Source organism: Bradyrhizobium sp. Pha-3, assembly GCF_042258325.1.
Lineage (GTDB): Bacteria > Pseudomonadota > Alphaproteobacteria > Rhizobiales > Xanthobacteraceae > Bradyrhizobium > Bradyrhizobium elkanii.
This window is the reverse complement of the sequence record NZ_CP170151.1, coordinates 4,388,776-4,402,528: the sequence shown is the minus strand read 5'-3', so window position 1 is coordinate 4,402,528 and position 13,753 is coordinate 4,388,776. Positions and strand designations below refer to the sequence as shown.

Below are 13,753 nucleotides of genomic sequence, written 5' to 3'. Positions count from 1 at the left end.
GCTCAACGCGACCCGCTCGCCTCGCCGATCTCGTCCGCCCGCCCGGCGAACCGCAGCGCGAGGCGATCGAACCAGAGGTAGATCACCGGTGTCGTGAACAGGGTCAGCAGCTGGCTCACCAGCAGGCCGCCGACAATCGAAATGCCGAGCGGATTCCGCAGCTCGGACCCCGCGCCGCTGCCGAGCATCAGCGGCAGCGCGCCGAGCACCGCAGCCATCGTCGTCATGATGATCGGTCGGAACCGCAGCAGGCAGGCCTGGTAGATCGCCTCCCGCGGCGGCTTGCCCTCGTTGCGTTCGGCATCGAGCGCGAAGTCGATCATCATGATCGCATTCTTCTTCACGATGCCGATCAGGAGGATGATGCCGATGATCGCGATGATGGTGAGATCCTGGCCGGCCATCATCAGCGCCAGCAGCGCGCCGATGCCCGCGGAAGGCAGCGTCGAGAGGATCGTCAGGGGATGGATGAAGCTCTCATAGAGCACGCCGAGCACGATATAGACCGTGATGATCGCGGCCAGGATCAGGAACAGCTGGTTGGACAGCGAGGACTGGAACGCCAGCGCCGCGCCCTGGAAGCTTGTGATCATGCCGAGCGGCTGGTTGATGTCGGCCTGCGCCTGCTTGATCGCCGTCACCGCCCCTCCAAGGGAAGCGCCGGGCGCAAGGTTGAACGAGACCGTTGCCGACGGGAACTGGCCGAGATGCGAGACCTGCAGCGGCGCGGTCTCCACCCGCATCTTGGCCATGACCGACAGCGGCACCGGCGTCGAGCCCACCGATGACGGCAGATAGATCGACGACAGCGAATCCAGCGAAGTCTGCAGCGACGGATCGGCTTCCAGGATCACGCGGTACTGGTTCGAATTGGTGAAGACGGTCGAGACGATGCGCTGGCCGTAGGAATCGTACAGGGCGTTGTCGATCGTCGCCGGCGTGATGCCGAACCGCGCCGCCTGGTCGCGGTCGATGTCGACGAACACCGAGAGCCCCTGCGCCGAGATGTCGCTGGTGACGTCGCTGAGCTCGGGCAATTCCCGGAGCTTGTCGACCAGCTTCGGCGTCCATTCCGCAAGCTCGTTCGGATCGGCGTCCTGCAGGATGAACTGGTACTGCGTCCGGCTCACCGTGCCTTCGATGGTGAGGTCCTGGACCGGCTGCATGTAGAGCGTGATCCCGGTCAGCGCCGCCGTGCTCGCCTTGATCCGGTCCATGATCGTCGAGACATTGGCCTTGCGCTGCTCATGCGGCTTCAGATTGATCAGGATGCGGCCGCTGTTCAGCGTGGTGTTGGTGCCGTCGACGCCGATAAACGAGGACAGGCTCTGCACGTCCGGATCCTTCAGGATCGCGCTGGCGAGCCGCTGCTGCCGCTCGGCCATCGCCGCATAGGACACCGATTGCGGCGCCTCCGAGATCGCCTGAATCACGCCGGTGTCCTGCACCGGAAAGAACCCCTTGGGGATGACGACATAGAGCAGCGCCGTCAGACCAAAGGTGGCGAGCGCGATCAGCAGCACGAAGGTCTGGCGATCCAGCACCCAATTGAGCATCCGGGCGTAGATCGCAATGACGGCATCGAAGCCTTCGCGGCTGAGCCGCTGGAAGGTGTTTTCCCGCGCCATCGCCTCCGGCTTCAGCAGCTTTGCGCAGGCCATCGGCACCAGGGTCAGCGACACCACGGCCGAGATCAGGATCGTGACCGACAGCGTGATGGCGAATTCGCGGAACAGGCGGCCGACGACGTCGCCCATGAACAGCAGCGGGATCAGCACCGCGATCAGCGACACCGTCAGCGAGATGATGGTGAAGCCGATCTGCTCGGACCCTCGCAGCGCCGCCTCGAGCGGCGGCTCGCCCTCCTCGATGTAGCGCGAAATGTTCTCGATCACGACGATGGCGTCGTCGACCACGAAGCCGGTCGCGATCGTCAGCGCCATCAGCGACAGATTGTTCAGGCTGAAGCCGAACAGATACATCGCGCCGAGCGTGCCGACCAGCGAGAGCGGCACCGACAGGCTCGGGATCAGCGTGGCGCGGGTCGAGCGTAGGAACACGAAGATCACAAGCACGACCAGGATCACGGCGAGCGACAGCTCATATTCGACGTCGCGGACCGAGGCCCGGATCGTCACGGTGCGGTCGGTCAGGATGTTGAGGTCGATCGCGGCCGGCAGCGTGGCCTGCAGCTGCGGCAGCAGGTCCTTGATGCCCTGCACCACCGAGATGACGTTGGCGCCGGGCTGGCGCTGGATGTTGAGGATGATCGCCGGCGTCTCGTTCATCCAGGCGCCGAGCTTGTCGTTCTGCGCGCCGTCGACGACGTTGCCGACGTCGCTGAGGCGGACCGGCGAGCCGTTTTTGTAGGCGATGATCAGTGAGCGGTAGTCACTGGCATTGCGGATCTGGTCGTTGGCATTGATGGTGTAGGCGCGCATCGCGCCGTCGAAATTGCCCTTCGGCGTGTTGACGTTGGCGTTGCCGAGCGTGGTGCGGAGATCGTCGATGTTGAGGCCGTAGGCCGCGAGCTTGCGGATGTCGGCCTGGATGCGCACCGCCGGCCGCTGGCCGCCGCTGATGCTGACGAGGCCGACGCCGGGCAGCTGCGAGATCTTCTGCGCCAGCCGCGTATCGACGAAATCCTGCACCTGGGTCAGCGGCATGGTCTTCGAGGTCAGGCCGAGGGTCAGGATCGGCGCATCGGCCGGATTGACCTTGGCGTAGATCGGCGGCGCCGGCAGGTCCGACGGCAACAGATTGCCCGCGGCATTGATCGCGGCCTGCACCTCCTGCTCGGCGACGTCGAGCGAGATCGACAGGCCGAATTGCAGCGTGATCACGGACGAGCCCGCCGAGCTCACCGAGCTCATCTGGGTCAGATTCGGCATCTGGCCGAACTGCACCTCGAGCGGCGCCGTCACCGACGAGGTCATCACGTCGGGGCTGGCGCCCGGATAGAATGTCTGCACCTGGATGGTCGGGTAGTCGACCTCCGGCAGCGCCGCGACCGGGAGAAATCTGAACGCCAGCATGCCCGACAGCATGATGGCGATCATCATCAGGGTCGTCGCCACCGGCCGCAGGATGAATGGCCGCGACGGGTTCATTTCTTCTGCCCGTCCTCGGACCGCTTGTGGTGGCCACCTCCGGGATCGGCGCCGTCCTTGCTATCTCCCTTGCCGTCGCCCTTCGCGGCCCCGTTCGCCGTCCCCTTGGCCGCAGCCCCCGGGTTCGCGGCGTCGGCGGCGGAGCGCACGACCACCTTGGCGCCCTCGCGCAGCTTGTCGGCGCCGTCGATCACGATGCGATCGCCGGGCACAAGCCCGGACAGCACCTCGACCCGGTCGCCATCGGTGACGCCGAGCTTGACCGGCCGCACCGAGACCGTGCTGTCGGCGTTGACGAGATAGACGAAGGTGCCGGGGACACCGCGCTGGATGCCGGCGGTCGACATCGTCGTCGCATCCTTGTGGGTATCGAGCAGCAGGCGGACGTTGACGAACTGGTTCGGAAACAGCGTGCGCTTGTCGTTCTCGAACTGCGCGCGCAGCTTGATGGTGCCGGTGGTCGCATCGATCTGGCTGTCGAAGGTCTGCAACGATCCCTCGGCGAGCTTGTTGGCGCCGCTGCGGTCATAGGCCGCCGTCGGCAGCACCGCGCCCTCCCTCAACCGCTTCGCGACCGCCTGCAGATTGTCCTCCGGCAGCGTGAACAGCACGCTGATCGGCTCGAGCTGGGTGATCACGACGAGGCCGTTGGTGTCGCCGGGCGTCACATAGTTGCCGAGATCGACCTGGCGCAGTCCGACGCGCCCGTTGATCGGCGACACGATGTGACAATATTGCAAATTCACCTCGGCCGACTTCACCGAGGCGCGATCGGCTTCCACCGTGCCCTGATACTGCGCGACCAGCGCGACCTGGGTATCCAGCGTCTGATGCGGCACCGCATTCTGCGCGGCGAGGTTCTGGTAGCGGGTGAGATCGACCTGGGCGCCCTTCAGCTGCGCCTCGTCGCGGGCGAGCTGTCCCTTGGCCTGCGCCAGCGTCGCCTCATAGGGACGCGAATCGATCTCGGCGATCAGGTCGCCCTTCTTGACCTCATCGCCCTCCTTGAAATCGATCTTCATCAGATAGCCGCTGATCTGGCTCCTGATCGTCACGGTCGCGAGCGACGTCACGGTGCCGAGCGCATTCAGGCTGACGCCGATATCGCCCTTGCCGATCGTCTCCGGCACGATCGACATCGGCCCGGCGTTGCGCCCGCCACCGGCCTGCGGCGGCGCGGCCTGCTGCCGCGTCCACCAGACGATGCCTGCAAGCACCGCCAACACGAGACATCCGGTCAGAACCCCCCCCCGCCTGGTTCGCTCGGGCGCCACAATCGACGGGTCTTTGATCTGCTGGTCCATAACCTGCCCACGAAGAAACACGAATGAGCTCGCGCGGCTCTATGTGTCCCCTGAACTCCGCGCGCGCCACATCCGACGAAGCATTTTGAAGGCTTCTGCCGGACAAAGCGCGTTAAGAATCGGAAAGGAAAGTGCTCCTTCCCGGTCGGCGGCTGTTTCTCGCTGGATTGTGGCTATTTTACCCGATCATTTGTAACCAGGGCAACACGATCAGCAACAATCCGGCAAAGTAGATCAGGCCGAAGATCAGCCCGAATTTCCAGAAGTCGCCTTTGCCGATATAGCCGCTGCCGTAATACATCGGCGCCGGTCCCGTGGCATAGGGCGAGATCACGCCCATCAGGCCCAGCGAGTAGACGCAGAGCAGCATCAGGGTCTGCACCGACAGGCCGGGAATGCTGGAGCCGACGGCGAGCACCACCGGCAGCACGGCGGCGGTATGCGAGGTGATGCTCGAGAAGAAATAGTGGATCCAGAAGAAGAAGGTGACGAGCAGGATCATCCCGACCAGCGGCGACGTACCGGAGAGCGGCTTGGCATAGCCCTCGGCCACCCATTTGATGAAGCCGATCTCGTTGAGGCCCGACGACAGCGTGAGCAGCGAGGTGAAATAGAAAAATACCTCCCACGCACTCTTCTCCGCGACGATGTCCTCGAACGCGATCACGCCGGTCAGCAGCATCAGCGAGATCACGACGAACACGACCGTGGTCGCGTTGATGAAGTTCGAGCCGAGCAGCGGCACGCTGATATTGGGATTGGAGCCGCAGATCCACAGGAACATCGCGAGCACCACCAGCACCGCCATGATCCATTCGTGCCGCGACGGCGGCCCCATCTTGGCGAGCTCGCCCTCGCTCCAGGTCACGATCTCCGGGCTCTCCTTGATCTCGGGCCGGCAGACCAGATAGCTGAGCAGCGGCACCAGCAGCAGCAAGAGGATGCCGAGCGGCGCGAAGCCGATGAACCATTGCGACCAGCCGACCTCGATGTTGACGAGCTTCTTGGCGATCGAGAGCGCGGCGGCGTTCGGCGCCAGCGCGGTGAGGAACAGCGAGCTGGTGACGGCCGTGGTCGCGAACGCGGTCCACATCACGAAGGTGCCGATCTTGCCCGCGGTCGGACCGGGCTCGGAGCCGTAGATGCGCGGGATGTTGCTGACGATCGGATAGATGGTGCCGCCCGAGCGCGCGGTGTTGGACGGCGTCGCCGGCGCCAGCACGAGATCGGAGAACGCCACCGCGTAGCCGAGCCCGATGGTGCGGCGGCCGAGGCCGCGCACCAAGAGCAGCGCCAGCCGGCGGCCGAGCCCGCTCTTGCGATAGCCGATCGAGAACACGAAGGCGCCGACGATCAGCCACACCGTGCTCTCGGAAAAGCCGGCGAGCATCCAGCGCAGCGACTTGTTCGGGTCGTGCTCGACATAGCCGCCGATGCCGGCGACCGTCAGGCCGATCAGACCGACCGCGCCGACCGGCATCGATTCAAGGATCAGCCCGGTGATCACGGCGGCGAACACCGCGAAATAGTGCCACTGATTGGCGTTCAGCCCCGACGGCACCGGGACCAGATAGATCACCAGCCAGACCAGCAACGGCGCAAACGTCCGCCATGACCATTTCATGCAGCGTCCCCCTCACCTGTGTCGATTGTCGGGCGCGCAAGCCACCGTGTCCCGGCAGCGCCGCCATCTTTTTGTTGCAATCTAGCACGACCGCGCAGTCCGTCTCGGGAAACTGCGGCGGAACGGCGCGGCTTGTGGAGGAACCGGCGCGTTTCGTCAACACGTAGCGTCCCGGTGGCAGCCCCCATCGCAAGACCGCCCGCGCTTTGCTATCCTTGGCGCTATGACCTCACGCGACTCCGCCTCCTCCGAGATCACGCCCGAGGTGCTGCTGCGCGCCTATGCCTGCGGCATCTTCCCGATGGCGGAGAGCGCCGACGATCCCACCCTGTTCTGGGTCGAGCCGGAATTGCGCGGCGTGATTCCGTTCGACGGTTTCCGTGTCGCCTCCCGCCTGGCGCGCACCGTGCGCACGGATGCCTTCACCGTCACCGTCGATACCGCGTTCAAGGCCGTGATCGCCGGTTGCGCGGCGCCGCAGCCCGGCCGCGACGACACCTGGATCAACAAGCGCATCCGCGATCTCTATGTCGGGCTGTACGCGTCGGGCCATTGCCACAGCGTCGAGGTCTGGCAGGACGACAACCTGGTCGGCGGGCTCTACGGCGTCAGCCTCGGCCGCGCCTTCTTCGGCGAAAGCATGTTTCACACCACGCGCGACGCATCGAAGGTCGCGCTGGTGCATCTGGTGGCGCGGCTGATCGCAGGCGGGTTCGAGCTGCTCGACACGCAATATGTGACGGAGCACCTGAGGACGTTCGGCGCGATCGAGATCTCGCGGCGCCGCTATCGCACGCTGCTCGACAAGGCGATCACGGGCGCGCCGGCGGATTTCCGCAAGCTCGACGCCACCCAGCCGGTCAAAGGTGCCGATGCGCTGGCGATCATCGCCGAGCGCAATTGAACGGTTGATCGCGTAGCCCGGATGCAGCGAAGCGCAATCCGGGACAGTCTCTCCGCGGCGAGAAACCCGGATTTCGCTACGCTTCATCCGGGCTACGAAGTGCCCATCAATTCCCGAACAATCCGCCGAACAGCCCGCCCGGCCGCTGCTGTTGCTGAGGCGGCGGAGGTGGCGGCTGCTGCTGATATTGCGGCAACGGCTGCGGCGGCGGGCGCGGCGCGGCCTGCTTCTGCGGCGCGCGCTTCTGGGCCGGCGGCGGAGGCGGCGTCGGCGCCTTCGGCGGATCGGGCGCGGCGGTCACGATGGTCTGGTCCGGTCCTTTGCAGTCGGTCAGCCAGATGTCGTAGATCGGATGCTCGACGCCGTGCAGGCCGGGGCTCGCCGCGAACATCCAGCCCGAGAAGATCCGCTTCACCTCGCCCTGCAGCGTGATTTCGTCGACCTCGACAAAGGCGTCGGTGTTGGCGGCTTCCGTCGACGGCCTGGTGTAACAGGCATCGGTCTTCACCCGCAGCGCGCCGAACTGCACGGTCTCGCCGATATCCTCGTCGAAATTGATGATGCGTCCGGTGATCTTGTCGAGTCCGGAGAAGCTCGCCTTCTTGTTGGTGATCTTGGTCGACGGCGGCTCCTGCACCACCTCGTCGCCCGGCTGCAACGCGGCAGGCGTCTGCGGCGCGGTGCCTTGCGGCGCGCCCTTGGGACGCTGCCCCGGCGGCAGCGGGTTGGCGCCGGGCGGCGTATTGGCAACGGCGGGACCGCCGGGTTGCGGCGGCTGCACGGCGACCCCGGGCTGGGTGCCCTGCGGAGCCACCGTCGAGCCGGGCGGCGGCGCCAGCGGCTGCGACTGCACGCTGCCGGGCGGCGGCACCGCCTGGCCTGGCGGCAGCGCCCGCGGCTGTGTCGGCAGCAGACGGCCGCGCGGCAATTCCGGCACTTCCTCGTCGTCGTCGCTGGGCGGGGCCGGCTGACCACGCGGGATCGAGCCGGGCGGACGCGGCGCGGGATCGGAGAAAATCGTTCCGATCTGCGCGCGCGCGGGCGGCGCAAGCGAGATGGTTGAGGCGGCAACCAGGGCCGCAAAGCCAGTCAGGGCAACGGTTCGAAGCATCTCGCGCGGCTTTAAAGGGCGAATCGGGCTCGCGACAGTCTACCTTGATATCGGCCGCTCGCAGGCCACCGGTTAACACGCCGAATACGGCGGGGAAAGGGCACCCGGCCACCTCTCCCCGGCCCACGGGTCAGCCTCTGGTCACCCTCTGGTCACTCCTGGGAACACGTGTGATAGTCCTCACGCTGAAGGCACGCGGCCACGCGTGAAAACCAGGAAAATCCGGATCGAACCGGACCAGCCAGAGGAAACCCACCATGCCAGATCGCATCAGGCTCGACGGCAGGGTCGCCGTCGTCACCGGGGCTGCCGGCGTCATCGGAACCGCCACGCTCCAACTGCTCGCCGAGCGGGGTGCGCGGATTGTCGCAGTCGACCGCAAGGGGGCCGACCTCAAGGCCGCCACCAAGGACCTGCCGGCCTCGGCCGAGGCCTTCGCGATCGAAGCCGACGTCACCGACGAGGACGAGGTCAAGGACTATGTCCGGGCCGCCGTCGACCGTTTCGGCACCATCGACGCCTTCTACAACAACGCCGGCATCGAGGGCGACATCAGGCCGATCCCGGAATATTCGCTGGAGAGCTTTCGCCGCGTGCTCGATGTCAACGTCGTCGGCGTCTTCCTCGGCATGAAGCATGTGCTGCCGGTCATGCTGAAGCAGAACAAGGGCAGCATCATCAACACCGCCTCGATCGCGGGCCTGATGGGATCGCCGATGATCGCGGTCTACAGCGCGAGCAAGCACGCGGTGATCGGGCTGACCAAGAGCGCGGCCTGGGAATGCACCGGCACCGGCGTGCGGGTCAATTGCGTCTGCCCCGGCATGATCGAGAGCCGGATGCTGAGCACCATCCTGCAGGGCCGCTCCGGCGGCAACGCGCAGCCGCCGATCGAGAAGATCGTCGACCGCATCCCGGCGCGCCGGCTTGGCCTCGCAAGCGAGGTCGCCTCCATCGTCGCTTTTCTTGCCTCCGACGAGGCGAGCTACGTCTCCGGCTCCGCCTACACCGTCGACGGCGGCCGCACCGCCGCCTGACATTTCAGTCCAGCATCACAAGAAGGTTTGTTGTCCATGCCCGTCGTTCTCGATCCCGATGCCGCTGCCGTCTACAAGGCGTTCCAGGAGGCCGGCCGTCCCGCCTATGAGACGCTGACCGCGCCGGAAGCGCGCGACTATTATCGGGCCGCACGCATCGTCTCCAATCCCGAGCCGCCCGCGCTGGAATCGAGCAAGCCGCTCGCGATCCCGGCGCCGCACGGCACGATCCCTGCCCGCATCTACACGCCGAACACGCTGCGCAAGAAAGACGGGCTCGCGCCCTGCCTGGTGTTCTTCCACGGCGGCGGCTGGGTGATCGGCGATCTCGATACCCATGAGGTGGTTTGCCAGAAGCTTGCCCATGAGGGCGAGCTGATCGTGATCTCGATCGATTATCGCCTCGCGCCCGAGCATCGTTTCCCTGCCGCGGTCGACGACGCCGTGACCGCGACCCGATGGGTCGCCGCCAATGCCAGGGATCTCGGCATCGACGCTTCGCGCCTGATCGTCGGCGGCGACAGCGCCGGCGGCAACCTCGCGGCCGTGGTGGCCCTCACCGCCCGCGACGGCGGACCGAAGCTCGCCGCCCAGTTGCTGATCTATCCCGCGACCGATTTCTCGCGGAAGCATCCCTCGCATCGCGAGCCCGAGACCAGCATCCTCCTGACCCATTCGGTGATCGGCTGGTTCGCCAACCATTATCTCGGTGACGCCGACAACAACGACTGGCGCGCCTCGCCGGCGCGGGCAAAGGACTTTGCCGCATTGCCGCCGGCCTATGTGCTGACCGCCGGCGCCGATCCGCTGCGCGACGAAGGCGACGAGTATGCGAAATTCCTCAAGGACGCCGGCGTGCCGGTGACCTATCGGCATTTCCCCGGCCAGTTCCACGGCTTCTTCACCATGGGCAAGCTGCTCAATCAGGCCAATATCGCGGTGACCGAGATCAGCGCCTGGCTGAAGACGCTGGGCTGAGCGATCGGATGTGGGCGACGTGCCTGGCGTCGTCTCCGATCGAGGCTCGCGAGCGTATCGCGAGCCTGTTGCGGCGTTAGCGCGCCTTGAAGTTCCCGACGCCGCGCGATAGTGCGGCCGTCAGCGCCTCACGCCGCCGGGCACTCCAGCCATCGAGATCGTCTTGCTCACGCCACTCCTCGTCTACGGTATCCCGCTCGATTTCATCCTGTTCGCGCTGACGCTGCTCGGCGTCGCGATCTTCCATCACCACACGCTCGCGGTGGCGCTGACGGGCCTTGCCGCGATCGTCGCCTACAAGCTGCTGTTCGCGGGCTTTGCGAAATTCGGCACGGGCCTGCCCGGTCTCGCGCATCACATGGAGCATGAGTGGGTCACGCTCGCTAACCTGTTCCTGCTCCTGATGGGCTTTGCGCTGCTGTCGCGCCATTTCGAGGAGAGCCGCATTCCCGACGAGATGCCGGCGCTGCTGCCCGATGACTGGAAGGGCGGACTGATCCTGCTGGTCATCGTGTTCGTGCTGTCGGCCTTCCTCGACAATATCGCGGCCGCGCTGATCGGCGGCACCGTGGCCCGCCATGTGTTCCGAGGCCGCGTCCATATCGGCTATCTCGCGGCCATCGTCGCCGCATCGAATGCCGGCGGCGCCGGCAGTGTCGTCGGCGACACCACGACGACGATGATGTGGATCGACGGCATCAGCCCGCTCACCGTTGTGGAGGCCTATGTCGCAGCCGTCGTCGCGATGCTGGTGTTTGCGGTGCCGGCCTCGCTGCAACAGCATCGCTTTTCCCCGATCGTGAAGGATGCACCGTCCGGCCTCAGAATCGACTGGGCGCGGGTTGCGATCGTGGCCGTGATCCTGCTCGCCGCGCTGACGGCCAATGTCACGGCCAATCTGAAGTTCCCCGCGCTGCTCGATGCGCTGCCCGTGCTCGGGCTCGCGGTCTGGGCCGCGATCCTGGTCACCTCATTGCTGCGGCGGCCGGACTGGTCGGTGATGCCCGAGACGCTGAAGGGCACCGTGTTCCTGCTCGCGCTGGTGACGGCGGCCTCGATGATGCCGGTGGAGAAATTGCCCGCCGCATCGTGGCAGACCGCGCTCGGGCTCGGCTTCGTCTCGGCGGTGTTCGACAATATTCCCTTGACCGCGCTGGCGCTGAAGCAAGGCGGCTATGACTGGGGCTTTCTCGCCTACGCGGTCGGATTTGGCGGATCGATGGTCTGGTTCGGCTCGTCGGCCGGCGTTGCGGTGTCAAACATGTATCCGGAAGCCAAGTCGGTGGTCCGCTGGATCACCCAGGGCTGGCCGATCATGGCGGCCTATGTCGTCGGCTTCTTTTTGATGCTCGCCCTGCTTGGCTGGCACCCCGACGCGCCACATTGACGCAACACAATGCTGCAGTGCACAATTGCACTTAGCTCAAAACTGTGGAAAATCGAGACAAATCCGTTGACATTGCTAAACTCCATTTGCCGTAACAAGTTATGGAGAGTCCGCATGAGTGTTAGTGCAGAAGTCCTCGCCCGCGCTCCGTCGGAGCAGATGGAGGACGAAATCAACACGGTGACTTCGCATCGACCACGCAGCAACATCCGGCCCCTCTCGCCGATGCCGGACTATGTCGAGCATCGCAACGGCGTCAACGAGGTGGGCAAGCTGTCGGCCGAGGCGGTCGTGCGCGAATATGAAGCGGCGGTGAAGGAAATCGAGGCCCTTGGATCGGAACTGCAACTGGCCGCCAAGAACTGCGAGGTCATGGTCGCAGGCGTCCATGACATGATCGCGGAGATCAAGGAGTTCGCTGCCGGTTACCGCGATCAGGGCAAGCGCTTCTTCCTGCAGATCGAAGCCGTCTCGTTGATGACCGCGGAGGTCAGGGATACCTGCGAAGCACTCAAGAAGAAGATCGCGACCGATACATTGGGCCAGTGATTTTTCGGTTGAAGCACGTTTCGTGATCAGCGCATCCGTGGATCTCTGCGATCGTGGGCTGATCCTGTATTGGTGAATGACTGCGCTATTCCGGCGCGGCGAAACCGTTAGTTCTATTCAAGACCAAGTAGCTCAAGACTAAGTCGCTCAACATCTTGCCCCGCTTCGGCGGGGCATTTTTTGTTGCGAGACGAATAATCCCTGCGCGGGTCGCGCCTTCGAACGGGCCGGACCTCGGTCCATGACCTTAATGCGCGTCAGCCGCACGCCCGGCGATGTCCGTTGCCGGAGGCAAATCGGATATCGCGGACCAGCGGTCGCTGAAATCCTTGGCCGGGAGCGCGTCTGTGCCGGCGACGGCAATGCCGTCGGTCCGGGGCGCGTGCGACTTGATGGTCGCGGCGGTTGCGGTGACAGCCAGCAGGGCGACAGCCACGAACCCGGTAATCGTTCGATGCTTTGTCATTAGAACCTCCTCGGGTCCCCAATGCCCACTTAACGTGGGTCACGGGAACCCTCGCCAGGTTCATCACTGCAAAGACGACATCGATCGCGCGAAATCGGACAACGAGCTTGTCCCAAACGCGCCTACCCTGCCCGCGCGGCGCGCCGCAGCGATTGCGGCGGCTGGCCGAAGGCGCGGATGAAGGCGCGGCGCATCCGCTCGGGATCGCGGAAGCCGGTGATCTCGGCGACGCGCTCGATCGCCTCGCCCGACGACTGCACGCGCTGCCGCGCGACTTCGATCCTCAGCCGCTCGACCGCTTTCGACGGCGTCGTGCCGGTCTCTGCGATGAAGGCGCGGGTGAAATGCCGCGAACTCATCCCGGCCTTGTCTGCGAGGTCCTCGACCGTCAGCGGTGCATCGAGATGCTCGCGCGCCCAGGCGAGCAGCGGCCCGAACCTTCCGTTCGGCGTCTTCAACTCCAGCAGCGAGGAAAACTGCGACTGCCCGCCGCTGCGCCGGTGGTACAGCACGAGTTGCCGCGCGGTGCTCTGCGCGATCTCGTCGCCATAGTCCTCGGTGATCATCGCGAGCGCGAGGTCGATGCCGGCGGTGATGCCGGCCGAACTCCAGATATTGCCGTCGCGGACGAAGATCTGGTCCGGCTCGAGCTTGATCTTCGGATAGGTCTTCACGAAATGCGGCGTGCGCTGCCAATGCGTGGTGGCGCGGCGGCCGTCGAGCAGGCCCGCCTCGGCCAGCACATAGGCGCCCGAACAGACGCTGGCGACGCGAATGTCGCGGCCCGCCATCCGCCGCACGAATGACAACGTGGTTGGACAGCTCGCCGGCGTGCGCACGCCGTTGCCGCCCGCAATGATCAGAGTCGTGATCGCCGCCGACGGCTTGAGGCCGCGCGCAAGCATCTCGACACCGGACGAAGAGCGCACCGGTCCCGCCTTCGCCGCAATCGTCCTGATCGCCGGCGCGTTGTTGGCGAAGCGCGCCGCGATCTCGAAGGCCGCGATCGGGCCGGCCGCGTCGAGCAGCTGGAAGTCGGGAAAGATCAGGATGCCGATCATCGCCAAATCCTCGCGGGTGACGTTACTTTCTTGGCGGCCCTCTCTCGGGAGCCTTCCGTCTCTCAGGAGCCTTGTCTCAGGAGACTTGCCTCTCTCAGGAGACTTGCTTCTCTCAGGAGACTCGCTTCTCTCAGGAGACTTGCGTCCGAAAATGAGGGAAATGCGCCATTTTGGACGAGAGGCCATCATGACATCGTGGTTCCGTCAAGCGCTATTTGGAGG

The 13,753-nt window shown here is 65.4% G+C and carries 11 protein-coding genes; 5 read left to right on the top strand and 6 right to left on the bottom strand.

What is annotated here, in order from left to right; genetic code table 11:
* Positions 1-2: 2 nt before the first annotated feature.
* From ACE10X_RS20475 to ACE10X_RS20465, 3 genes are all read right to left on the bottom strand, one after another.
* Positions 3-3,110: an MdtB/MuxB family multidrug efflux RND transporter permease subunit gene (locus ACE10X_RS20475; protein ID WP_038388323.1), complete on the bottom strand. Its 3,108-nt coding sequence runs from the start codon at positions 3,108-3,110 to the stop codon at positions 3-5.
* Entirely contained in the window at positions 3,107-4,336 is a 1,230-nt protein-coding gene (locus ACE10X_RS20470; protein WP_304555527.1) for an MdtA/MuxA family multidrug efflux RND transporter periplasmic adaptor subunit, read from the bottom strand. The genes ACE10X_RS20475 and ACE10X_RS20470 overlap by 4 nt, the downstream gene beginning before the upstream one ends.
* Before the next feature lie 256 nt (positions 4,337-4,592).
* Positions 4,593-6,038, bottom strand: a complete 1,446-nt coding sequence (locus ACE10X_RS20465; RefSeq protein ID WP_038388321.1) for a DASS family sodium-coupled anion symporter — start codon at positions 6,036-6,038, stop codon at positions 4,593-4,595.
* A gap of 223 nt (positions 6,039-6,261) precedes the next feature.
* Between ACE10X_RS20465 and aat the strand changes: the two genes are divergently transcribed.
* Positions 6,262-6,942, top strand: a complete 681-nt coding sequence (gene aat, locus ACE10X_RS20460) for a leucyl/phenylalanyl-tRNA--protein transferase (RefSeq protein ID WP_038388320.1) — start codon at positions 6,262-6,264, stop codon at positions 6,940-6,942.
* A gap of 106 nt (positions 6,943-7,048) precedes the next feature.
* Here aat and ACE10X_RS20455 read toward each other — a convergent pair whose 3' ends face one another.
* Positions 7,049-8,053, bottom strand: coding sequence for a DUF2155 domain-containing protein (locus ACE10X_RS20455; protein ID WP_038388319.1), 1,005 nt, complete (start codon positions 8,051-8,053; stop codon positions 7,049-7,051).
* Positions 8,054-8,310: 257 nt separating this feature from the next.
* Between ACE10X_RS20455 and ACE10X_RS20450 the strand changes: the two genes are divergently transcribed.
* From ACE10X_RS20450 to ACE10X_RS20435, 4 genes are all read left to right on the top strand, one after another.
* The gene (locus tag ACE10X_RS20450) at positions 8,311-9,090 is read left to right on the top strand and encodes an SDR family NAD(P)-dependent oxidoreductase (RefSeq protein WP_038388318.1); all 780 of its coding nucleotides are present in this window, start codon (positions 8,311-8,313) and stop codon (positions 9,088-9,090) included.
* A gap of 36 nt (positions 9,091-9,126) precedes the next feature.
* Positions 9,127-10,068, top strand: a complete 942-nt coding sequence (locus ACE10X_RS20445; RefSeq protein WP_038388317.1) for an alpha/beta hydrolase — start codon at positions 9,127-9,129, stop codon at positions 10,066-10,068.
* 163 nt (positions 10,069-10,231) lie between these two features.
* A complete protein-coding gene (locus ACE10X_RS20440) occupies positions 10,232-11,455 on the top strand; it encodes an SLC13 family permease (RefSeq protein WP_375764502.1) in 1,224 nt (407 codons plus the stop codon).
* A gap of 114 nt (positions 11,456-11,569) precedes the next feature.
* A complete protein-coding gene (locus tag ACE10X_RS20435; protein ID WP_229193149.1) occupies positions 11,570-12,004 on the top strand; it encodes a hypothetical protein in 435 nt (144 codons plus the stop codon).
* A 247-nt stretch (positions 12,005-12,251) separates the two neighbouring features.
* Here the strand turns inward: ACE10X_RS20435 and ACE10X_RS20430 are convergent, their stop codons facing one another.
* Positions 12,252-12,470, bottom strand: coding sequence for a hypothetical protein (locus ACE10X_RS20430; protein ID WP_375764501.1), 219 nt, complete (start codon positions 12,468-12,470; stop codon positions 12,252-12,254).
* Positions 12,471-12,592: 122 nt separating this feature from the next.
* Positions 12,593-13,531 carry a GlxA family transcriptional regulator gene (locus ACE10X_RS20425; protein ID WP_375764500.1) on the bottom strand — a complete coding sequence of 313 codons (939 nt, stop codon included), beginning with the start codon at positions 13,529-13,531 and terminating at the stop codon, positions 12,593-12,595.
* Positions 13,532-13,753: the final 222 nt, after the last annotated feature.